This is a genomic window from gamma proteobacterium symbiont of Scutellera amethystina, assembly GCF_059730845.1.
The window spans coordinates 2650152-2671723 of sequence record NZ_AP035935.1; the positions used below are offsets into that span (position 1 = coordinate 2650152).

Here is a 21572-nt window from a genome sequence, read left to right on the forward strand (position 1 = left end):
AGTCAACCCGCAATCTGTCACAGAATGCGCAAGACCGGTCTGAAATCAATTTTCCAGACCGGTCTTGCCATTTTCTTTAAAGGAAGGATAACAGGGAAATCAACGCTTAGAGCAGCAGCTGCCCCGCTTTGGTCAGCACCTGGCTGCCGGAGCGCGCCGGGTTATCATAATTGTAAATATCTGTACGATACTGCGGCTGGCCGTCGTCCGCCACCCAGGCCGTAAGGTAGTAGAGATTGACCGGAATGCGATGGCGAATCGGCACGTAGCGCGTATCGCCCTGCTTCAGCGTGTCAGAGATACGGCTGTCGTTCCAGCCCGCATCCTGCAATAGCAGATCGGCCAGTTCAGAAGCTTTGTTAACGCGCACGCAGCCGGAGCTGAGCGCGCGGATATCACGCTGGAACAGGCCATGATTCGGCGTGTCATGCAGATAAATCGCGTCTGAACTCGGCATGTTGAATTTATAGCGGCCCAGCGAGTTGCTGGCTCCCGGCGCCTGACGAATGCGATACGGGAAACTGGCGGCGGACACCATGTGCCAGTCAATCATCGACGGGTCGATCACTTCCGCATCAGCGCTCCAGCCCGACAGCAGCGTGTAGCCGTGCTTATACAGATAGCTCGGATCCTGCTTCACCTTCGGCACGATATCCTGGCGCACCAGCGTGGTGGGCACGTTCCACGGTGGATTGAGCACCACATTATTGAGCGCGCTGCGCATCAGCGGCGTTTTGCGGTCCGGACGACCGACAATCACCCGCGATGACAGAATGGTGTTGCCGTTGTTGTAATATGTGAGTGAATAGTTGGGGATATTCACCATGATGCCGTTATGCATATCATCCGGCAGCAGACGCAGACGCTGGATATTCAGCGCCAGCAGCGCCGCACGCATCTGCGGCGAAACATTCAGCCACTCGCGGGTACGCGGGCCGATGGCACCGTCGTCTGCCAGTCCCTGCCAGTGCTGGAAGCGTTTTACCCCCTCCACCAGCGTGTTGTCGTAGACATTATTGCTGGCAGCCGGGGTTAGCGTGCTGATGTTGCCGCTGGCCTGCGGTACCTGCGCCGGCAGATCGCTGACGCTGGTGGCCGACGGACTGACGGTCACGGGCTGATCGCTCTGACTCACCGGCTGCGGCGCCGTCGGGACGGCATCGTCGGCTGGCGTGGGCGTCGCGCTATGCGTGCCGGTCAGCATCCCGGTGCGCTGCAGAATCTCACGCAGCGCCGGCACATCATCGCTGATCTGACCCGGGCGCAGCGTGCCCTTGTCGCGCAGCTGCGGCCACGGCCGGTTATCGGTCAGCAACGCTTTTAACGCGCTGTGCATCGGTGCGTACTGCGGATGCTGCGGCTGCAGCGACACCACAAAGGCGCGGCTGCCGCCGCCGTTCACCGCATTCTGCCACTGATTGATGGCGGAGAGTGACGGCATGGTCAGCTTGTACGGCACATTGCTGTACAGCCAGGTTTCGCCCTGGGTCGGTACGTTAGCGACAAACTGCAGATAGCCAAGCATAGCGTCGCTCAGCACCACGTCCCGCGCGAAGCCTTTGATATCCGGATTAGTGAGCAACTCTACCCAGCGGGTAAACTGCGGCTGTACGCCGGAGAGCGCCACTTCTGCCAGCTGCTGCTGGAAAGCCTGCACGGCGTCGCGATCCTGCCACAGCGGCGCCATGTTGCGTGCCGCATAGATGCCGGCGAGGCCGGGCAGATAAAAGGGTCGTTCGCTGGGGCTAAATGCCTGCTGAATTTGCTGCTGGCTGGCAGCTACAGACAGCGTGCTGTGCGGCAGCGCGCCGACGTCTGCCGCCTGGCTGATAGTCAGCGGTGCCGCCATCAGTGACAAACTGAGTGCTATTGCAGCACGATTAACTCTGCTCTTCTTGTTCAGCAACATCCCTGCCCCCTTCTTACCAAAGACACAGCATCCTGAAAACGCCGTGTACCGCCTGTACTCTTATGGTTGAGTATAAAATAAAAAACGGCATCCGCCTCGCAGGGCCGATGCCGTTTACAGATTAACCGCAGCCTGAATTTTTAACCAGATTTGCTGCTAGCTATTTTCAGTGGCCACGCCTGCGCCGGGATTTTCCTGTTTCACCGGCGTCGGATCGGCGGAGAAACCGCGCAGTCCGACCACGTGCACATGCTCCGTATTGTTAAAGACTTTACGTACCAGCTTATAAGTGGTGCCTTTTTCCGGACTGATATTCTCCGGCGCGGCGATCACCAGCTGCATTTCCAGACGCTCGCACAGTTCGAACAGCGTGGCGATGGAGCGCGCATCAAGACGCGCGGCTTCATCGAGGAACAGCAGGCGGCACGGTGAAATATCTTTACCGCGCAGACGCCGTGACTCCTCTTCCCAGCTCTGCACCACCATCACCAGAATCGACATACCGGTACCGATCGCTTCACCGGTCGACAGCGCCCCGCTTTCGGCGCGCAGCCAGCCGTCTGAGCCGCGGTTCACTTCCACTTCCATCTCAAGGTAGTTGCGGTAGTCGAGCAGCTCTTCACCGATGGTCTGCGCCGTGCGCTGGCCCATATCAATCTGCGGATTGAGACGCTGATACAGCTTCGCCAGCGCTTCCGAGAACGTGAGGCGATTGCTGGTAAACAGATCCTGATGCTGTTCATGCTCTTCCGACAGCGTATCCAGCAGCATGGCGTGCGTTTCGCGTACGTTGACGTTCAGCCGCACGCTGCGCACCTGGCCAAAGCTCACCGCCTGCAAGCCCTGGTTCAGCTGACGGATGCGGTTCTGCTCGCGCTGAATGGTTTTGCGGATGATATTGGCCGCGCTGCGCGAGCTGATCGCCAGCGTCTGCTCACGCGCCGTCAGCTCTTCGGTCAGGCGGTTCAGCTCAATCTCCATTTGTTCGATGGCTTCGACCGGGTCATCGGTGCGGATAATGTCCTGACGGATACGTTCACGCAGATGCTGATAAACGGCGATAAAGAACTGAATCTTGCGCTCCGGCCGTTTTGGATCTTCCGACATGCGCAGCACATCGCGCAGGTGTTCGTTATCCGCGACCGCCAGGCGCAGCGCGCCGAGGGCTTTATCCGACATCGAGCGCAGCTCGTCGCCGCTCAGGTAAGCCAGTTCGCGGCGATGCAGACGGCGCTCGACGCCGTTCTCTTTCACCAGACGCAGCACGGTGCACCAGCCCGCTTTGGCGCTGACGACCTGCTCACGCATCAGGTGATAATCGCGCTCCAGCTTGCGCAGCTTCTTCTGCAGGCTATCCATCTCGGCTTCGCAGAAGGTGAGCTGTTTCTCCAGCTGATTGCGACGCGCACGGTTGTGGCTGAGCGCCGTGTAGAGTTCGTCACGCCGGCTGCGCGCGCGCTCCTCGGCGCTGGCATCGGCGTGCACGCCAATATCCTGCATCTCCTGCTGCAACTCTTTCAGCATGTCGCGCTTGGCGTCGTACGAACTCTTCAGCGACGCCAGCACCTGGGAATACTGCGTCAGCTGCGTCTGATGCTCGCGCAGGCGTTCGCGCGCGCAGCTGCGTTCGCCTTCCGCCTGCTCCAGACGCTGGCGCAGTTTTTCGTTGAGATCGCTGTTACCGGTCAGCATGTCGGCCGAATCTTCATAGCTGAAGTGCGCGCGGCGCTGCACCACTTCGGTCAGGGCAAATGCCTGCTGACGCGCTTCGCGCTGCTGCTGCTGCGCCTGCTGATAATCACGCGTCAGCTGTTCGTGCTGCTGCGGATCGCTCTGCAGCACCGCCACCAGCGGCTCCAGTTTGCTGAGTTTCGCGCCGTGCTGATGCAGGAAGCGCGCGGCTTCCTGGGCTTCTTCCACCCGCTCACGAATCTCTTCGCAGCGGTCGGCCAGCGAGTCGTCAAGCAACAGGTTAACGCGCGGCAGCAGGCGGTTGAGCTGCGCCACACCCTCTTTTGCCTGCTCGAACTGAGCACGCTGCTGCTGGTTGTCATTCTCGTGCTGCGCCAGCGCACGCTCCAGCTCGCCCCGACGACTGTTGAGCTGACGCATCTGCGCTTCCGGATCTTCGTCGAAGGCCACCGCCAGGTGGCTGCCGATAAAGCGGCTAAACGACTGATGCAGACGCTGGGTTTTCTGCACGTCAAACGACAGTGTGGCAAAACGTTCGGCCAGCTGGTCGCGCTCATTGTTCAACAGCTCCAGCTGATTTTCCCGCGCCGCGCGACCAAACAGCGGCACTTTCGGGAAGCGCGAATAACGCCACTGGCGCTCCGCCACTTTGACAACGACCGCATTTTCCAGCTCGTCGACGCTAAAGACGCTGTCATCAAACGACTGCGGATCGCCTTCGATCAGATAGAGATCTTCCGGACACTCTTCCAGGCCGTCGAGCATCTCGCGCACCAGCGACAGGTCCGGTACCACAATGGCGTGGCGCGATGGGCCATACAGCGCGGAGAAGTACGGCGCATCATCCAGCGTCACGTCATCGTAAATTTCTGACAGCAGCACGCCGCCAAACCGTTCCGCCAGCTGAGTCAGGCGCGCATCTTCCGCGCCGCCCGGCTGGCTGAGTCGCGCAATCTGCTGCTCGACTTCACGCTTGCGCGCCGCCACTTCATCACGCTCAACGGTGGTTTCACGCTCGCGCTCCAGCAGCTGCTGCATATATTCGGTGATCTGCTGGCTGCTGCTCAGCGTCTGGCCGGTCTGCTCGCTCAGCTGGGTAAGAATCTCCTGCGCCGCCAGCCAGTGCGGTGCCCGCGCGGTCAGCGCAGTGATGCGCTCGCGCAGCTGCTCCAGCTCCTGGCGCATCAGCATGCGGCGTTCACCGGCGTCGGCCACGCTTTCGTTCAGCTGCTCTATCTGCGCTTCCAGTTCACGCTGCAGGCCTTCCAGCGCGTCAGCGTCATAATGCTGGCCCTGACGTTTACAGAAGTCGGCCAGCAGACGTTCGGCGTCATGCTGCTCGCGTAGGCGGGTTTCCAGTTCGTTGAGACGCAGACGCAGCGAAGAGAGCTGTTCGGCATGATGGCGCTGGTTAGCGGCATCGCGCAGCAATTCGCGCCCGACCTGCCACGCATCCTGCCGGCTTACCTCGCCAGCAATACTGGTGACCAGCGCCAGCGCCTGTTCAAACTGGCTGTGCGCCGCTTCCGCCACGCTCAGCTTCTGCTCCAGGCGCAGCAGCCGTTCGGTGGCCTCTTCTTCGCGCGCCTGGAAGGTTTCCTGCCACTCTGCGGCGTTGTCGATGGTGAGGTCCGGCAGCTGGCACTGCGCCCGCGCTTTTTCCAGCGCCTGCAGCGCCTGCTGATACTGAATGGCGCGGGTTTGCTGCACATCAAGCGCCTGCTGAAAATCGGCCAGCTGGCTTTTCAGCTCGTCGACTTCAATTTCCGCCGCTTCAGCGCGCGCTTCGTTCTCTTCCTGCACCTCACGCGCTTCGGCCACCACTTCATTCTGCTCTTCAAGACGGTAGGTCAGCTCTTCCAGATCGGCGTCGTAACGCGCGATCTTCTCCTGCTGACGCATCGCTGTCTGGACCAGATTAAGGTGATCGCTCGCCGCCTGATAATCAGCTTCCAGATCGCTCTCTGCGCCGTTGTGCTCAGAGAGTTCGCGCGCCATTTCGATGTGACGATACTGTTCCGATGCCAGCTGATTGCGGCTGGTGAACAGCTCGTTACGCAGCTGCAGCGCACCGTCGAGATGGATGCGACGCTCGTTGGCGTGGCGCATGTAGTCGGCAGAAACGTAGCTGGTGGCTTCAGAGATCAGATGCTTAAACAGATCGCGATCCGACTGCGTGACGCGAATCGCTTCCAGCGTCATGCGGTTTTCGCGCAGCGCCGCTTCCATATCCTGGAACGCTTTACGCACGCCACCGTTTTCCGGCAGCAGGTAATCGCGCAGCGAGCGGGTAATGGCGCTGGAGATACCGCCATACAGCGAAGCTTCGATCAGGCGATAGAATTTGCTGCGATCGCCGGCGGTGCGCAGACGACGCGGCACCACGCCGAGCTCAAACATCATGGCATGGTAGTCCGTGACCGAGCTGAACTGGCGGAACTGCACGCCCTCCTGCGCTTCCACCCGCTCCTTCACTTCTGCCAGCGGCAGCACGCGCGCCTGACGGCTGCCGAGAATTTCGGTCAGCATATCGGTTGGCAGCGTATCGGTCGGCAGGCCGTGAATACTGAACGGCTTGATGTCGACTTTCTTATCGCGTCCGGCCACCTGCTGCAGGCGCACGCCAGCCACCACGCGCTGATGGCGCGAGTTGACCACATCCAGCACCGCATAGCAGACGCCCGCGCGCAGTTTGCCGTGCAGGCCCTTGTCGCGCGAGCCGGACGTGGCACCGGCTTCAGTGGTGTTACGGAAATGCAGCAGGGTTAAGTCCGGAATCAGTGCCGTAACAAACGCCGCCATGGTGGTCGATTTACCGGCACCGTTACCGCCGGACAGCGTGGTGACCAGCTCATCCAGATCAAAGGTGCGGGCAAAGAAACCGTTCCAGTTGATCAGCGTGAGCGATCGAAATTTACCGCGTTCAATCATGCCTGTTCATCCTCCGCGCGCTCGCTCGCGTCGTGTTCGCTGTCATTTTCTGCCTCGTCGCTCTCACTGGCGACCGGTGCGTTCTCCAGCGTCATCGCTTCACCGTCACGAATCAGGCGCAGCTGCGCTTCACGTGCATCGTCACCGCTGCGCACATCCGCACCAAAGCGGAAAACGGACTCCATGATGCGGAACTTGCTGCTGTCGTTGCCCATAAACCACACCATGCCGAGACGGCGCAGACGGCTGAGCGACGCACGCATCTTCTCCTGCAATTTGGCGCGATCCAGGTCCGACCCGGTGGAGCGCTGGTTAACCAGCTTCAGCAACCTGCTTTCATCCGCCAGCGACAGCAGCTCGTCGTACAGCTCCTGCTGGGTGAAAATGCCCTCGTTGGCCAGCCGCTCCGGGCTCAGGTAGAGATAACAGAGAATTTTACCCACCATCATGTCGAGCTCGGACAGCACCGAGCGCGGGATCAGCGTGGTTGAGCGCGGACGCAGATAGAAAAAACCTTCCGGTGCGCGGATCAGCTCAACGTTGTAGCGCGCATAAAACTCTTCCAGAAACGGCTGGTAATCCATCAGAAAAGCGTGATTATCCAGCTCTTCAATACCAATGTGGCGGCCGGCGCGTAACTGGCTATCGAGCGCGGGAAAAATCGGGTTTGCCAGTGCCAGCGCCAGTTTGACCGGCATCACTTGTTCAATATTTGTCGATGACATGTGCCTGCACCTTAGCTCCGTAATCATTAATGGTCTGCCATTCCGCAGGCAGACCGGCTAAATCGGCTTCGGCCACGCCGAGTCGCACCGCCTGATCGATGACGATGCGTGCGAGGTCGAAGTGACGCGCGCGGGGATACTGCGCCAGATAGTCACGCATCACCGTGGCGAGATGCAGCGGCTTCTGCTGCTGCTTGTAAATCTGCAGCGCTTCTTCAATCATCGCCGCCAGCTGCTCGCGGATTTCGTTAAACTCTTCGTACTCCATCTCCGGCGGCAGCTCGCCCATCACCTCGTCGTTACGCAGCGTCATCTCTTCATCGCGCATGTCATACAGACGGTCGGCATTGGCGTAGGTCAGCGCCCACGGCTGATCGAAATAGTTCTGCACCGACTGGCGTAAACGCTGCGCGAACACGCGGTTTTTATCCATGTCGATGGCGGTACGAATAAATTTGTGCACGTGGCGGTCGTAACCGATCCACAGATCGATGGCCTGCTGGCCCCAGCTGATAATGCGATCGAGCTTGTTTTGCAGGTCAAACACCAGCTTGTCGACGAAGCCCAGATCCGGGCTGCTCAGCGTGGCGTCCTGAATCCGCAGCAGATTAGCCTGCAGCTTGTCGCCTGCCGCTTCCAGCGTATCCTGCAGTTCGCGCAGCGTGCCGGAGGTCTCCGACAGCAGCAGCTCACAGCTGGAGATGGCCGCGCGCCAGTCTTTATTCAGCAGATCGGCGATATCGCTTTTTACCGCCTGCTGCTGTTCGTCCATCAGGCGCTGCGTCATGTCGATGCTGTCGAAGATTTCCGCGACCGAATATTTCAGCGGCGCAAAGACGTTGCGATGCCAGTGAAATTCGTCGCCATCTTCCTCGGCGGCGTCGGCGGCGCGCTTCAGCTCCTGCGCAACAATCGACAGCTGCATCGACAGGCGCAGCGTGGAAAATTCGCGCTGGCGGATGTAATAGTCGGTGATGCCGATCGCCAGTGGCGTCAGACGATAGATGGCGTGACCTTCGGTCAGCTCGCTGGTAAAACGGTTAAGCAGGCGCTGACGCACCATGTCGTTGATGGCGTTGTTGGCACGGACCTGAACGGTTTCGTGGGTTTGTTCAAACGCTTTGCTGACGTGACGAAAGGCGTCAATCAGCTCACCTTCACTCATCTCGCCGTCCATGCGCTCCCCGTTGAGGGTGGCGATGGCCAGCAAAAACGCCAGACGTTCTACCGGCAGCGCAAGGGAAAAGTCATTCTTGCGCGCCCATGCCACCAGTTCGGGGACCGTCTGGGAAAATTCGCTCATAGTTGATCCTTCTACCTGGGTTTGCGCGCAGTCACGTGGATATAGCGCCCTAAACTCAAAAAGGGCTCCTGACGACAGTAGCGCCGTTCCATCTCAATAATTTCCTCAACGCTCTTCCCGGCGCCGGGCTGCGGCTTCATGTAGTCACTGAACACGCGGATACCGGCACGCTGCTCGGTGATAAATCCGCACTGCGTCAGCCAGCGCTGTACATCGTCAGGATCGCGGGGGAAATCCGGTGACAGCGTGCGTTTTTTGCGCTTGTTCATGTTGGCGCGCAGATAGCCGAAATTGCCGAGCGTCAGAGTGCGGAACGTCAGGCCGTGCGCGTTATAAAACATCAGCGACAGCACACCACCGGGTTTCAGCGTATGCCACAGCGCCTGCAGCACCGCCAGCGGATCCGCCACCCACTCAAGCACAGCGTGAAACAATACCAGATCCACCGGCTTATCCAAATGTTCGCCAACCTGCTGCGCGCTAATTTGTTTGAATTGCATGTTGTGGCTCACACCTGCGCTGTGCGCATGGGCGGCGGCCAGCTTAAGCATCTCGCCCGACAGGTCGCACAGCAGTACCTGATGCCCCTGCGCGGCGAGGCCGCTGGAGATCTGACCGACGCCACCACCGGCATCCAGCACCGTCAGCGGGCCAGCGGGCAGCGTCGGCAGAATGGCGTTCAGCTCATCCCAGATGATCGCCTGACGCACCTGGCCTTTACGGGTGCCATAAATATTTTGCGAGAATTTATCCGCCAGATCGTCAAAGTTACGATCCTGCATGGTGATGGCTCCGCTTTGATGCATTCAACTTGTGCTATTTTGTCACAGGCTCGACAAGAATGAACCTTTCATGCCGCAGTAACTGTCTGGCTGCTGTTTTTTCGGACAAAAGGAGACGTTTTCGATGTTTTTTGCCTTAAAAAAATGGATTGGCGCGATGCTACTGCCTTTGCCATTGCTGTTAACGCTTATGGCGGCAGGACTTTTACTGCTCTGGTTCAGCCGCTGGCAAAAAAGCGGCAAAATCCTTATCTCATTGAGCTGGCTGATGCTGTTACTGTTGAGTCTGCAACCGGTGGCCGATCGGCTGCTGGCCCCGCTGGAAAACCAGTATGCCACGTGGAATGGCAGCGAGCCGGTGGACTATATCGTGGTGCTGGGCGGGGGTTACACCTATAACCGGCAGTGGGCACCAAGCTCCAACCTGCTGAACAACAGCCTGCCGCGCGTGACCGAAGGCGTTCGCCAGTGGCGACGCTATCCTCAGGCCAAAATGATCTTCACCGGTGCCGCTGCGGGCTACAATCCGCGCAGTAACGCCAGCGTTGCCGCCGACGTGGCGCGCAGCCTTGGCGTGCCCGACGATGCCATCATCGTGCTGGATCAGCCGCATGACACCGGCGAAGAAGCGCTGGCGGTGAAGCAGACCATCGGGCAGCATCCGTTTCTGCTGGTGACGTCTGCCAACCATCTGCCACGCGCCATGCACTTTTTCCAGAGCGCCGGCCTGAATCCGCTACCGGCACCGGCTAACCAGCTGGCGATCACCTCACCGATCAGCGTCTGGGATCGCACGCTGCCCTCGCCGCTGTGGCTCAGCCATAGCCAGCGCGCGGTGTACGAAACGCTGGGGCTGATCTGGCAGCGGCTGCGCGGCAGTGGCGAACCTTCAGCCGAGCCAGGGGAGTAGCTGAGCGCGGGCATGGTCAAAGCGCGGCCGGTCAAACTGGCCGCTGCTGACCAGCGTGTCAACGCAATCCCACAGCTGATAGAGCCAGCGGCGCCAGACGAAACCGTCATCCACCGGCGCACGCTGTAAATAGTGCTGCAGCAGCGATGCTTCAGCACCGTTTTCCGCCAGGCGCATCAGCTCATACTCACGCGGTGCCCACAAAATGGTGCCCGGCTGGGTCATCGCCACCAGCTGATCGCTGTGCGGGTCTTTCAGCATACTGGCGAGACGCAGATTGCCGTGCATTAGCACGCACGGGTCGTCAAAGCCGGCAAACAACTGCGCCAGCTGTTCGCGGCTGCGAAACAGAATCTGACGATCGGCGTGGGTAAATCCGGGGGGCGACAGATAGCCCAGCGTGGACCACAGCACTTCCACCCGCTGGCGATACCATGCCGGCCAGCGATTTTCCTGCACGCTGTCAACGCTGCCGACCAGGCCATGGCTGTCAATGCGATGCCACGCCAGCAGCCCTTCGACAATCTGTTCACACAGCTGCTCCCAGCGCGCTGCCGTGCGCGCCGGCGCTTCGGCCGATACGCCATTTAAGCGCGCCAGCAGCAGCATTTCATGCGCCGGTGGTTGCTGACTCAAAACCAGGCCGTACACCGTGGGCAGCGTAATCAGCCCTTCATGCGCCAGCATGGTGAGTTTTTTCGCTTCGAGCGCGGCGCGTCCCTGATGACGAAAATATTTGGCCACCAGCGGCATCGGCTTGCCGTGGTCATCATAGAGGGCGTAAAGACGCGATTGTGCCTGTTCGCTGATGGTTTCCAGCCGGCTGACGCCTTCGCCCAGCACCAGCGCCAGTTCTGCACGGAGTTGTTCCATGGAAGAGTCCTCCGGAGTTAACTCATTGCACCATCCTGGAGGTCATGACGGCGCGAAACTTAGCGCCAGATCAAACTTTGCGGCCAGCCGGGTCGCTGGCCGCTGACGATTATGCCTGCATCGCTTCACGCACGCGCAGCAGATCGTCCGGCGTATCCACACCGACGCTCGGCACGGTGGCCGCTACCGCCACGTGAATCTTTTCGCCGTACCACAGCACGCGCAGCTGCTCCAGCAACTCGATCTGCTCCAGCGCACAGGGTTGCCATGCCACATAGCGACGGATGAAACCGGCGCGATAGGCGTAGATACCGATGTGGCGCAGCAGCGTATCGCCAATCTGCTCACGCGACTGCGCGTAACGTTCGCGATCCCACGGAATGGTCGCACGTGAAAAATAGAGCGCATAACCGCTGGCATCGGTGACCACTTTTACCGCGTTGGGATTGAACGCCTCTTCTGCCTCGTGAATCGGTACCGCCAGCGTGGCCATGCCGGCATCCGCCTGGGCCAGATTGTCCGCGACCTGACGCACAATCTCGGCCGGAATCATCGGCTCGTCGCCCTGCACGTTCACGATGATGGTATCGTCAGCAAACTGATACTTTTCAATCACCTCGGCCAGACGCTCGGTACCAGATTGGTGGTCGGCGCGCGTCATGCAGACTTCCCCGCCGGCAGCGGTCACCGCCGCCGCCACGTCAGGATGATCGGTGGCCACAATCACCCGCTCAGCACCGGACTCGCGTGCACGCTCCATCACGTGCACCACCATCGGTTTACCGTGAATATCCAGCAGCGGTTTGCCCGGCAGGCGCGTGGAGGCGTAGCGTGCCGGAATAATCGCCACGAAACTCATGGATGAATCTCTTCAACGGACAGGGTGCGCGCTTCTACTTCCAGCAATACCGGAATACCGTCTCGCACCGGAAACGCCAGGCCGTCGGGTTTGCAGATCAACTCCTGCTGCTCTTTGTTGTAATACAGTTTTCCGTTGCAGACCGGACAGGCCACAATCTCAAGTAAACGGTGATCCATACTTTTCTCCTTTCAGGACCGATACGTCAGAGGATTAGCATACCATAGCGCAATCAGGGACGGCGCGCCGCCATCGGCTTATATGCTGACGTGCCAGCGCGTGGACCAGGCGGCCCGCAGCGCATCAGGCGCGTTTTCCAGCACCACTTCGCTGGCGCCCTGCCAGGCGGCGAAGCGGTTAATGGCTTTATGCACATCGGCGAGAAACTGCTGGCTCATCCGCACGCCGGGCTCCAGCCAGAAGGCTCGCAGAATCAGGCGCTGCGCCTGGCGATCCATTTTGGCATCGACGCGCCCTTTCAGTACGCCGCGGTGCAGCAGCGGCAGGACAAAGTAGCCGTATTTACGTTTGTGCTCCGGCGTATAGCACTCGATGCGGTAATCAAAATTAAACAACTCAAGCGCGCGGCGGCGATCCCATACCACCGGATCAAACGGTGACAGCAGCGCGCTGTGCGTGGCGGCCTGCGGCTGCGCAAGTTGCGGCAGCAGTGTATGGTGCAGCCACATCTCACCCAGTTGCTCAACCTCGACGCGCTGAATCACTCCCTGCTCAGCGGCCTGCGCCAGCCAGAGTGCGATGGGCGCACGTTTCAGCCGGTAGTAATCGGCCAGCCAGCTGGCGCGGAAAATGCCGAGGCTGCGCGCGCTGTGCTCCAGCATCTGCATCACCGCCTCGTTCTCGCTCAGCGCATGCTGCTCGTCGCGCCAGTGCGGCATCACCCGGCTACGCAGATCGTAGACGCGCTGGAAGTTACGGCGCCCGACAACCATCAGTTCACCGGCGCTAAACAGGTTCTCCAGATGTCGCTTGTGCGGCTTCCACGCCCACCAGCCGGGTTTGGTGTGCTTGTCGCTGGCAAAATCAGCGGCGCGAACCGGACCGGTGGCGGCGATATGTTGCAGCAGATCGGCGATCTCCTGCTGATGCTGATCCACCCATTGCTGATTGTATTTCCAGCCCAGGCGCTGCGGTGCCAGCATGCGGTGACGCAGCAGCGGATAATCTTCAAAAGGGATAAAACAGGCTTCATGCGCCCAGTATTCAAACAGTGCGCCCGCCGCCAGCGTTTGCTCCAGCCACTCAGCAGGAAAAGCGCCCAGCCGGCTGAACAGCACCAGATACGGACTGCGCGCGACCACATTAATCGTATCGATTTGCAGCAGCGACATCTGCCGCACACAGGCGTGAATATCGGCAAAACGCGCCTGACGGCGCGGCGGGCGTAGCAGGCCCTGGGCAGAGAGGTGCAGGTTGCGGGCGGTTTGCAGAGAGAGGGAATGCGTGCTGGTCATTACGTCGTCCCTTTGGATGGTTAGCGCGACCGGGCGTCGCGCGCAGCTGTACAGAGTTGCGTCAGATCGGCCAGTAATGCGGCCAGCGGCGCGCCCGCCAGATGCGCATCCACCGGCAGATACCACCAGTTAGCGCGGGCAAAATGGCGGCACTTGACCGCGTCTTTTTCCGTCATCAGCAGGCACTGTGCATCCTGAGTCAGGCTGCGTAACTCTTCTTCGCTGTAAGCGTGGTGATCGGCAAAGGCGATCTCTGCCACCGGCTGCACGCCCTGCTGCTGCAGCGTAGTGAAGAAACGCGGCGGATGACCGATGCCGGCCATCGCGACAACTGGCGGCAGCTGCGTCAGCGCAGCCTGTTCACCGGTCAGCAAATTGACCGCCAGACCCGGCTGCAGCGTCATGGCGATCTCGCCAGCCTGCGCGCTGCCCCCGTTGACCACCACGGCATCAACCTGCTCCAGCCGCGATGCGCGTTCACGCATCGGTCCGGCCGGTAACCACCAGCCGTTGCCAAAGCGGCGCACGCCATCCACCACCACGATTTCGCGATCGCGCTCTAACGCATAGTGCTGCAGGCCATCATCCGTCACAATCACATCCAGCGGATGCGCCGCCAGCAGGGCCTCGATTGCCAGCCGGCGTTGCGGTGCCACTGCCACCGGCACCTGAGTGCGCTGGGCGATCAGCACCGGTTCATCACCAGCCTGTTCCGTCGCGCTATCCTGATTGACCAGCAGCGGATAGCGTTCCGCTTTACCACCGTAACCGCGCGACACCACACCCGGACGCAGCCCCTGCTGTTGCAGCGCCTGCACCAGCCAAATCACCAGCGGTGTTTTACCGTTGCCGCCCGCGGTCAGGTTGCCAACGACAATGACCGGACAGGGCGCGCGCCAGCGGGTACGCCAGCCGCGCTGATAGCTTAGGCGAATCAGCCAGGTGATAGCGCCATACAGCAGACTCAGCGGCCACAACAGCAGCCACAGCGGCGAGCGTCCGCTCCAGATACGTTCAATCATTGACCGAACTGCAGTTTGTGCAGCTGCGCGTAAGCGCCTTTCTGCGCCAGCAGCACCTCATGGGTACCGCGTTCCACGATTCGCCCATCCTCGACCACCACGATTTCGTCGGCCTTTTCAATGGTGGAGAGACGGTGCGCAATCACCAGCGACGTGCGGTTCTTCTGCAGCTCGTCCAGCGCCGACTGGATGGCACGCTCGGATTCGGTATCCAGCGCCGAAGTGGCTTCGTCGAGAATCAAAATCGGGCAGTCACGCAGCAGCGCACGAGCAATGGCGATACGCTGACGCTGGCCGCCAGACAGCAGCACGCCATTTTCACCAATGACCGTATCAAGACCGTTATCCATCTTGTTGATGAAGTCCATAGCGTGCGCCATGGTCGCCGCCTGCTCGATTTGCTCGCGGGTATATTCACCGTTGCGCGCATAAGCGATGTTATTGGCGATGGTGTCGTTGAACAGATGGACATTTTGCGAGACCAGCGCCACCTGATTACGCAGCGAGCGCAGGGTGTATTCCCGCAGGTCGTGGCCATCCAGCAGAATCTCGCCCTCGTTGATATCGTAAAAACGCGTCAGCAGGCTGGCCATGGTGGATTTACCCGAGCCGGAGCGGCCCACCAGCGCCACGGTTTTACCCGCGGGCAGCGTGAGATTAATATCACGCAGCGCCGGAATGTCGCGGCCCGGATAGGTAAAGGTCACGTTGCGGAATTCAACGTCCCCTTTTGCACGCGTGATTTCGCGCTTGCCGTTGTCGATCTCCTGCTCGCTATCCAGAATAGTGAACAGCGTTTGACAGGCCGCCATGCCGCGCTGGAACTGGGCGTTGACGTTGGTCAGCGATTTCAGCGGGCGCATCAGGGCGATCATCGACGAGAACACCACGGTAATGGTACCGGCAGTCAGGGTATCCATCACGCTCGGGAAGCTGGCCGCATACAGCACAAAAGCCAGCGCCAGCGACGCGATCAGCTGGATTACCGGATCGGAAATCGAAGAGGCCGAAACCAGTTTCATGCCCTGCTGGCGCATTTTATTGCTCACCTGCGAGAAACGCTCAGCTTCTACTTCCTGTCCGCCAAAAATCAGTACTTCTTTGTGCCCTTTCAGCATCTGCTCAGCACTGGTGGTTACCTGCCCCATGGTGTTCTGCATATTTTTACTGATGCTGCGGAAACGCTTGGATACGGTGCGGATGGCAAAAGAGACCAGCGGCGCCAGCAGGATCAGAATCAGTGACAGCTGCCAGCTGTAGTAAAACATCATGATGAACAGGCCAATGATCGATGCGCCTTCGCGTACCACCGTCACCAGCGCGCTGGAAGAGGAAGAGGCCACCTGTTCAGAATCATAGGTAATCCGCGACAGCAGCGTACCGGTAGACTGCTGGTCAAAGAACGCAACCGGCATGCCCATCATGTGGCCGAACAGGCGACGGCGCATGTTCATCACCACATTGCCGGAGACCCATGAGATGCAGTAACTGGAGATATAACTGGTTACGCCGCGGATCAGCATCAGGCCGATGACCGCCAGCGGCATCCACAGCAGAACGGATTTGTCGGCTTTGCCGAAACCATCATCCAGTAAAGGTTTCAACAGGGAGAGCATTAGGGTGTCGCCTGCCGCATTGAGTATCAGCGCCACGGCGGACACAATCAGGCCAGCCTTGTGCGGTGCAATCATCGGCCAGAGTCGGCGAAATGTCTGCCACGTTGAGAGGTCTTTGTCTTGATGCATTATTTATTCACGCTGTTTGAAATAGCCGCTCATTCTACCTGGAATCGCGTTTGACGCCAAACCACTGATGATACCAGCGGGGGATTATTTGCTCTCTTAACCCCTTAATCTGCCAGCGACCCTGCCGTATCGCGATGTGAATCTGGCCTGATTGCGCAGTGTCATACCAGCGATAGCCCTGCTCGCGGTAACGCTGGACCACGGCGACGGCGGGCATACGCCAGGCGTTATAGCGCGCCAGCGAAGCCAGCGCCGCCTGCCCGGCAACACTCCGTAACAGTAAAGGGCCGGAGGAGCTCCGGCTGCCATGATGGGGCACCTGGATAACAGTGGATTGTAAGCCGCCCTTTTCCAGGGCGACCAGCTTGCGCTCCGCCTCCAGCTCGATGTCCCCGGTCAGTAACAGGCTGAACTGACCATCATCCACGCGCACCACGCAGGAGTCGTTATTTTGCCCGGCGGTCTGCGCGCGCGGCGGCCATAGCGCGTGAAAGTGCAAACGCCCCCACTGCCACTGCTGGCCGCGATAGCACGGCAGATGCCCGGGCTCGCCGAGCGCGCTGCGGACGCGCAGACCAGGCTGCGCCTGTTGCAGCGCGGCTAATCCACCACGGTGATCGAGATGCTTGTGGCTCAGGATCACCCCTTGCAGTTGGCGCCCGGTGTATTGCAGCCAGGGTAACAAAACCCGCCCGCCCGCATTGTCCTCTGCCCAGCCGGGTCCGCTGTCATACAGCATCACCTCATTTCCCTGGCTTATCGCCACCGCCAGACCATGTCCGACATCGATCATGTCAATCTGCCAGTCGTCCTGCTGGGCATTGCTGCGCCAGAGCCACAGCAAGAGCAACAGCGCGCAGCAGGGCATCAGCGCCTTCGCGAGCAAGCCGCTGCGCCACAGCGCCAGCCCGGCCCAGAGCAGCAGCACCGCCGGCAGCGTATCGCTCCAGCGCCACCAGCCGGCGGGCAGCCACGCCAGCCCCTGCATCACCAGGCTGACCGACAGGTCGGCCAGCTGCCATAGCGGAATGGCGATTGCAGGCAGCGGCAACAGCATCGCCAGCAGAATCAACGGCACGGTAATCAGCGACACTACCGGAACCGCCAGCAGGTTGGCCACTAGCGCGCTGAGGCTGAGCCCGTGGAACAGAAAGATCTGCAGCGGCGCCATCAGAATCATCAAGCCCAATTGCAGATGCAGCAGTCGCAGCATGAGCCAGCGGCGCGGCTGGCGGAAACGTGGCGGCAGAGGAAACCACTGAAACCACAGTATCAGCATCGCCACGGCCAGCGCCGACAGCCAGAAGCTCTCTGACAGCACCGTCAGCGGATCAAGCCATAACAAACTCCCCACGCAGAGCGTCCACACCTGCCAGTTGCTCAGCTGCCAGCCAGCTATACGCTTCGCCAGCCACAGCGTTAACGCCAGCATCGCGCGCTGTGCCGGCGGATGACTGCCGGAGATCCAGCAATAGGCTGCCGCTGTTAACCCGCTGATCAGCAGCGGCATCAGATAGCCGATTTGCCTGGCAGGTAACACTAACTGAATGACGCGCGCCAGTAGCCAGCCTACGCTGGCCGCCAGCGCGATATGCATGCCGGAGATGGCCATCAGGTGTGCGGTACCGGTTTCGCGCAGCAAGGCTCGCTGGGCCGGGGTCATCGCATCACGCACGCCAAAGGCCAGTGCCTGTATTATTGCGGGCTGCGTTAACCCGGTGAAACGCGCCAGATGATGATCGATAAAACGCGTCCGCCAGCTGCAGCGCAGAGACTCAGCCTGCTGGCGGACAATACGCCCCTGCAGCGCGCTGTGGTTAGCAATGGCAAAACGCTGCAGATCAAATTCGCCCTCGTTGAGCCGGGCGTGCACCGCACGTAGCCGCAGCTGCATCTGCCAGCGCTGTCCGGCACACCAGGCGACCTCATCGCTGACATTACGCAGCGTGACAAACAACGGTGGAAAGACGTAGCGGTCACCTGCCCGGATTACCTGCGCCGTGAGCTGGTTCTTCGCGGGATTCACTGCCGTTATCTGAAGCGTGGCCGCCACCGGTGCCACGGTCAGTTGCTCGAGGGTATCGACCGTCTGACGCGCCTCGATCAGTGCCCAGCTCAACAGCAGCAAGCCCAGTCCGGCGTAGCGCAAAAACATTACTGACGTACACGCCAGCAACAGTGCGCTTATTAACAGCAGCACAATGGTGCTGTAAGCAGGGATCTGCGGCAGCATACCCAGCGGCAGCGCCGCGAGGAGCATCATTCTGGCTACCACTGTTATTGTCACGCGCACGCCCTCTTCTGTCATTGCCGCGGATTGTGCGCGCTGGCAGAGGGAAAAGCATGTGGTTAAATGTCGATTTCAGAGAGGGATTACGCGCAGTTTATGGTGGTTGCAGGAAATGAACAGCAACATGGAAGCAGGATCGCAAACCTGAATGCGAGGCAAAAAAAAACGACACCTAAGGGTGTCGTTTTTATCGTTCGGTAACGGCTTAGCCGTAGATATTTGCACGGTCACGCAATTCTTTGCCTGGCTTGAAGTGGGGAACGTATTTACCTTCCAGTTCCACTTTGTCACCCGTTTTCGGGTTACGACCAGTGCGCGGTGCGCGGTAGTGCAAAGAAAAGCTGCCGAATCCCCGGATTTCAATGCGCTCGCCCTGGGCCAGCGTAGTGGCCATGTGCTCGAGCATCTCTTTGACCGCATCCTCAACGACTTTCGCCGGGATATGAGTATGCTGGCCAGCAAGTCTTTCAATCAGTTCTGACTTGGTCATGTAACCTCCGGTTAATCCCTGTTTGGAAAGGTATGACAGCTTTTACCGAAACCGGACGATTTTCACCGTCCGGTGCTTCGGGTCGATTACTCGCCTTTAGCCGCTTTGAACGCTTCAGCCATTGCGTTAGAGAAGTTGCCATCTTCCTGTTTGGTGTTAACAGTGTTGATAGCTTCTTTCTCGTCAGCCTGGTCTTTAGCACGAACAGACAGGCTCACAACGCGGTTCTTACGGTCAACGCCGGTGAATTTCGCTTCAACGTCGTCGCCTACGCTCAGAACCTGAGTGGCGTCTTCGATGCGGTCCAGAGAAGCTTCAGAAGCGCGCAGGTAACCTTCTACGCCGTCAGCTAATTCTACTGTAGCACCTTTAGCGTCAACTGCAGTGACTTTACCCGTCACGATTGCGCCTTTCTTGTTCAGGGTGATGTAGTTGTTGAATGGATCTTCAGCCAGCTGCTTCACGCCCAGAGAAATACGCTCACGCTCTGCGTCAACCTGCAGTACAACGGCAGCGATTTCGTCGCCTTTCTTGTACTCACGAACGGCTTCTTCGCCAGTCGCGTTCCAGGAGATGTCAGACAGGTGAACCAGACCGTCGATGCCACCGTCCAGGCCGATGAAGATACCGAAGTCAGTGATTGACTTGATTTTACCTTCAACGCGATCGCCTTTGTTGTGGGTCTCTGCGAACTGCTGCCATGGGTTAGATTTGCACTGCTTCAGACCCAGGGAGATACGACGACGCTCTTCGTCGATGTCCAGAACCATAACTTCAACCACATCACCTACGTTGACAACTTTAGATGGGTGGATGTTTTTGTTGGTCCAGTCCATTTCAGACACGTGTACCAGGCCTTCAACGCCTTCTTCGATTTCAACGAAGCAGCCGTAGTCAGTCAGGTTGGTCACGCGACCGGTCAGTTTGGTACCTTCCGGATAACGCTTAGCGATAGCAACCCATGGATCTTCGCCCAGCTGTTTCAGGCCCAGAGATACACGAGTACGCTCGCGGTCGAACTTCAGCACTTTAACAGTGATTTCGTCGCCCACGTTGACGATTTCGCTTGGATGCTTAACGCGCTTCCACGCCATATCGGTGATGTGCAGCAGGCCGTCAACGCCACCCAGGTCAACGAATGCGCCGTAGTCAGTGAGGTTCTTAACGATACCTTTGACTTCCATGCCTTCCTGCAGGTTTTCCAGCAGCTGATCACGCTCAGCGCTGTTTTCAGATTCGATAACCGCGCGGCGAGAAACCACGACGTTGTTACGCTTCTGATCAAGCTTGATTACTTTGAATTCAAGCTCTTTGCCTTCCAGGTGCAGGGTGTCGCGGACCGGACGAACGTCAACCAGTGAACCTGGCAGGAACGCACGAATACCGTTCAGCTCAACTGTGAAGCCACCTTTAACTTTGCCGTTGATAACACCGGTAACAGTTTCAGCGTCTTCGTAAGCTTTTTCCAGCGTGATCCAAGCTTCGTGACGTTTAGCTTTCTCACGGGACAGCAGGGTTTCACCGAAGCCGTCTTCTACTGCATCCAGAGCAACGTCAACTTCGTCGCCCACCTGGATTTCCAGTTCGCCGGCTGCGTTCTTGAACTGTTCTGCAGGGATAGCAGATTCAGATTTCAGACCCGCATCAACCAGCACGACGTCTTTGTCGATAGCAACAACGACGCCACGAACGATGGAACCCGGACGGGTTTCGATTTCTTTCAGGGACTCTTCAAAGAGTTGAGCAAAAGATTCAGTCATATTGATAATCTTAGGATTCTTCAATTTAACGTCCACCTGACGTCATTGTCGGATGGGGTTGTTTCACATGCCCTGCACCGCTTCCCTGGCACAGGGTTACTACAATTCGGTCGCCGAAAAGATTAAATGCCCAGCTTCTGGCGGGCATAATCTAGTGCCTTTTCAATCACTTGCTCAATGGTCATGCTGGTTGAATCCAGCACCAGAGCATCAGCGGCTGGCACTAAAGGCGCGATGGCGCGGTTACGATCGCGGTCGTCGCGTTCCTTTATCTCGGATAAAAGGCGATCAAAGTTAACACTAAAGCCCTTTTCCTGCAACTGTAGCATACGGCGATGCGCACGCTCTTCGGAGCTGGCATCGAGGAAAATTTTAACGGGCGCGTCCGGGAAAACCACGGTGCCCATATCTCGTCCATCGGCGATTAAACCCGGCTCCTCGCGGAAAGCACGCTGTCGGCGCAGCAAGGCTTCACGCACGCGCGGAAATGCCGCCACGCGCGACGCCGTATTGCTCACTTCCTGGGTGCGGATTTCGCCGGTGACATCCTCACCTTCCAGCACTACCTGCATTTCACCGTCTACCGACAGAAAACGCACGTCAAGGTGCGCCGCCATAGGCACCAGCGCTTCTTCCGACTCGATATCCACCTGATGATGCAGCGCGGCCAGAGCCAGTACGCGATAAATAGCCCCTGAATCCAGCAGGTGCCACTGCAACGACTCCGCCATCGCTTTACATAAAGTCCCTTTACCCGCGCCGCTTGGGCCATCAATGGTAATTACCGGGGCGATTGCCGTCATTGT

At 59.1% G+C, this 21572-nt stretch carries 16 protein-coding genes; 1 reads left to right on the top strand and 15 read right to left on the bottom strand.

Going from position 1 to position 21572, the window contains the following annotated elements:
* Nucleotides 1-106: 106 nt before the first annotated feature.
* From ldtD to cmoM, 5 genes are all read right to left on the bottom strand, one after another.
* On the bottom strand, nt 107-1909 hold the full coding sequence (ldtD, locus tag AC6I79_RS12445) for a L,D-transpeptidase (RefSeq protein ID WP_498027315.1): 1803 nt from the start codon (nt 1907-1909) through the stop codon (nt 107-109).
* 156 nt (nt 1910-2065) lie between these two features.
* Nucleotides 2066-6532 carry a chromosome partition protein MukB gene (mukB, locus tag AC6I79_RS12450; protein ID WP_498027316.1) on the bottom strand — a complete coding sequence of 1489 codons (4467 nt, stop codon included), beginning with the start codon at nt 6530-6532 and terminating at the stop codon, nt 2066-2068.
* Nucleotides 6529-7257 (bottom strand): chromosome partition protein MukE, encoded by a 729-nt coding sequence (gene mukE, locus AC6I79_RS12455; RefSeq protein WP_031279857.1) that lies wholly within the window; start codon nt 7255-7257, stop codon nt 6529-6531. The genes mukB and mukE overlap by 4 nt, the downstream gene beginning before the upstream one ends.
* Entirely contained in the window at nt 7238-8560 is a 1323-nt protein-coding gene (gene mukF / locus AC6I79_RS12460; RefSeq protein WP_058757757.1) for a chromosome partition protein MukF, read from the bottom strand. The genes mukE and mukF overlap by 20 nt, the downstream gene beginning before the upstream one ends.
* A gap of 11 nt (nt 8561-8571) precedes the next feature.
* On the bottom strand, nt 8572-9342 hold the full coding sequence (cmoM, locus tag AC6I79_RS12465) for a tRNA uridine 5-oxyacetic acid(34) methyltransferase CmoM (protein ID WP_058769552.1): 771 nt from the start codon (nt 9340-9342) through the stop codon (nt 8572-8574).
* A 124-nt stretch (nt 9343-9466) separates the two neighbouring features.
* Here cmoM and elyC point away from each other — a divergent pair, with 124 nt between their 5' ends.
* Complete coding sequence (gene elyC, locus AC6I79_RS12470) at nt 9467-10252, top strand: envelope biogenesis factor ElyC (protein WP_021508338.1); 786 nt, start codon at nt 9467-9469, stop codon at nt 10250-10252.
* Here the strand turns inward: elyC and AC6I79_RS12475 are convergent.
* From AC6I79_RS12475 to cmk, 10 genes are all read right to left on the bottom strand, one after another.
* Nucleotides 10232-11125 (bottom strand): YcbJ family phosphotransferase, encoded by an 894-nt coding sequence (locus AC6I79_RS12475; protein ID WP_021508339.1) that lies wholly within the window; start codon nt 11123-11125, stop codon nt 10232-10234. The genes elyC and AC6I79_RS12475 overlap by 21 nt on opposite strands.
* A 109-nt stretch (nt 11126-11234) precedes the next feature.
* Nucleotides 11235-11984 carry a 3-deoxy-manno-octulosonate cytidylyltransferase gene (gene kdsB / locus AC6I79_RS12480; protein ID WP_058757760.1) on the bottom strand — a complete coding sequence of 250 codons (750 nt, stop codon included), beginning with the start codon at nt 11982-11984 and terminating at the stop codon, nt 11235-11237.
* On the bottom strand, nt 11981-12163 hold the full coding sequence (locus AC6I79_RS12485) for a Trm112 family protein (protein WP_010618270.1): 183 nt from the start codon (nt 12161-12163) through the stop codon (nt 11981-11983). The genes kdsB and AC6I79_RS12485 overlap by 4 nt, the downstream gene beginning before the upstream one ends.
* 78 nt (nt 12164-12241) lie before the next feature.
* Nucleotides 12242-13459, bottom strand: a complete 1218-nt coding sequence (locus tag AC6I79_RS12490; RefSeq protein WP_021508341.1) for a winged helix-turn-helix domain-containing protein — start codon at nt 13457-13459, stop codon at nt 12242-12244.
* 20 nt (nt 13460-13479) lie between these two features.
* Nucleotides 13480-14481 carry a tetraacyldisaccharide 4'-kinase gene (gene lpxK / locus AC6I79_RS12495; protein ID WP_058775372.1) on the bottom strand — a complete coding sequence of 334 codons (1002 nt, stop codon included), beginning with the start codon at nt 14479-14481 and terminating at the stop codon, nt 13480-13482.
* A complete protein-coding gene (msbA, locus tag AC6I79_RS12500; protein WP_021508343.1) occupies nt 14478-16226 on the bottom strand; it encodes a lipid A ABC transporter ATP-binding protein/permease MsbA in 1749 nt (582 codons plus the stop codon). The genes lpxK and msbA overlap by 4 nt, the downstream gene beginning before the upstream one ends.
* Before the next feature lie 34 nt (nt 16227-16260).
* Nucleotides 16261-18489 carry a DNA internalization-related competence protein ComEC/Rec2 gene (locus AC6I79_RS12505; protein ID WP_498027317.1) on the bottom strand — a complete coding sequence of 743 codons (2229 nt, stop codon included), beginning with the start codon at nt 18487-18489 and terminating at the stop codon, nt 16261-16263.
* A 232-nt stretch (nt 18490-18721) separates the two neighbouring features.
* Nucleotides 18722-19006, bottom strand: a complete 285-nt coding sequence (ihfB, locus tag AC6I79_RS12510) for an integration host factor subunit beta (RefSeq protein WP_010618275.1) — start codon at nt 19004-19006, stop codon at nt 18722-18724.
* An 86-nt stretch (nt 19007-19092) separates the two neighbouring features.
* Nucleotides 19093-20766: a 30S ribosomal protein S1 gene (rpsA, locus tag AC6I79_RS12515; RefSeq protein WP_021508345.1), complete on the bottom strand. Its 1674-nt coding sequence runs from the start codon at nt 20764-20766 to the stop codon at nt 19093-19095.
* 122 nt (nt 20767-20888) lie between these two features.
* Nucleotides 20889-21569 carry a (d)CMP kinase gene (gene cmk, locus AC6I79_RS12520; protein WP_021508346.1) on the bottom strand — a complete coding sequence of 227 codons (681 nt, stop codon included), beginning with the start codon at nt 21567-21569 and terminating at the stop codon, nt 20889-20891.
* Nucleotides 21570-21572 lie beyond the last annotated feature (3 nt).

Excerpts from the sequence above, each read along its gene's own strand:
- ihfB (WP_010618275.1), bottom strand. The coding sequence starts at position 19,006 with ATGACCAAGTCAGAACTGATTGAAAGACTTGCTGGCCAGCATACTCAT.
- AC6I79_RS12505 (WP_498027317.1), bottom strand. The coding sequence starts at position 18,489 with ATGATGCTCCTCGCGGCGCTGCCGCTGGGTATGCTGCCGCAGATCCCT.
- ldtD (WP_498027315.1), bottom strand. The coding sequence starts at position 1,909 with ATGTTGCTGAACAAGAAGAGCAGAGTTAATCGTGCTGCAATAGCACTC.
- msbA (WP_021508343.1), bottom strand. The coding sequence starts at position 16,226 with ATGCATCAAGACAAAGACCTCTCAACGTGGCAGACATTTCGCCGACTC.
- cmoM (WP_058769552.1), bottom strand. The coding sequence starts at position 9,342 with ATGCAGGATCGTAACTTTGACGATCTGGCGGATAAATTCTCGCAAAAT.
- AC6I79_RS12490 (WP_021508341.1), bottom strand. The coding sequence starts at position 13,459 with ATGACCAGCACGCATTCCCTCTCTCTGCAAACCGCCCGCAACCTGCAC.
- cmk (WP_021508346.1), bottom strand. The coding sequence starts at position 21,569 with ATGACGGCAATCGCCCCGGTAATTACCATTGATGGCCCAAGCGGCGCG.
- mukE (WP_031279857.1), bottom strand. The coding sequence starts at position 7,257 with ATGTCATCGACAAATATTGAACAAGTGATGCCGGTCAAACTGGCGCTG.
- kdsB (WP_058757760.1), bottom strand. The coding sequence starts at position 11,984 with ATGAGTTTCGTGGCGATTATTCCGGCACGCTACGCCTCCACGCGCCTG.
- AC6I79_RS12475 (WP_021508339.1), bottom strand. The coding sequence starts at position 11,125 with ATGGAACAACTCCGTGCAGAACTGGCGCTGGTGCTGGGCGAAGGCGTC.
- lpxK (WP_058775372.1), bottom strand. The coding sequence starts at position 14,481 with ATGATTGAACGTATCTGGAGCGGACGCTCGCCGCTGTGGCTGCTGTTG.
- rpsA (WP_021508345.1), bottom strand. The coding sequence starts at position 20,766 with ATGACTGAATCTTTTGCTCAACTCTTTGAAGAGTCCCTGAAAGAAATC.
- AC6I79_RS12485 (WP_010618270.1), bottom strand. The coding sequence starts at position 12,163 with ATGGATCACCGTTTACTTGAGATTGTGGCCTGTCCGGTCTGCAACGGA.
- mukB (WP_498027316.1), bottom strand. The coding sequence starts at position 6,532 with ATGATTGAACGCGGTAAATTTCGATCGCTCACGCTGATCAACTGGAAC.
- mukF (WP_058757757.1), bottom strand. The coding sequence starts at position 8,560 with ATGAGCGAATTTTCCCAGACGGTCCCCGAACTGGTGGCATGGGCGCGC.
- elyC (WP_021508338.1), top strand. The coding sequence starts at position 9,467 with ATGTTTTTTGCCTTAAAAAAATGGATTGGCGCGATGCTACTGCCTTTG.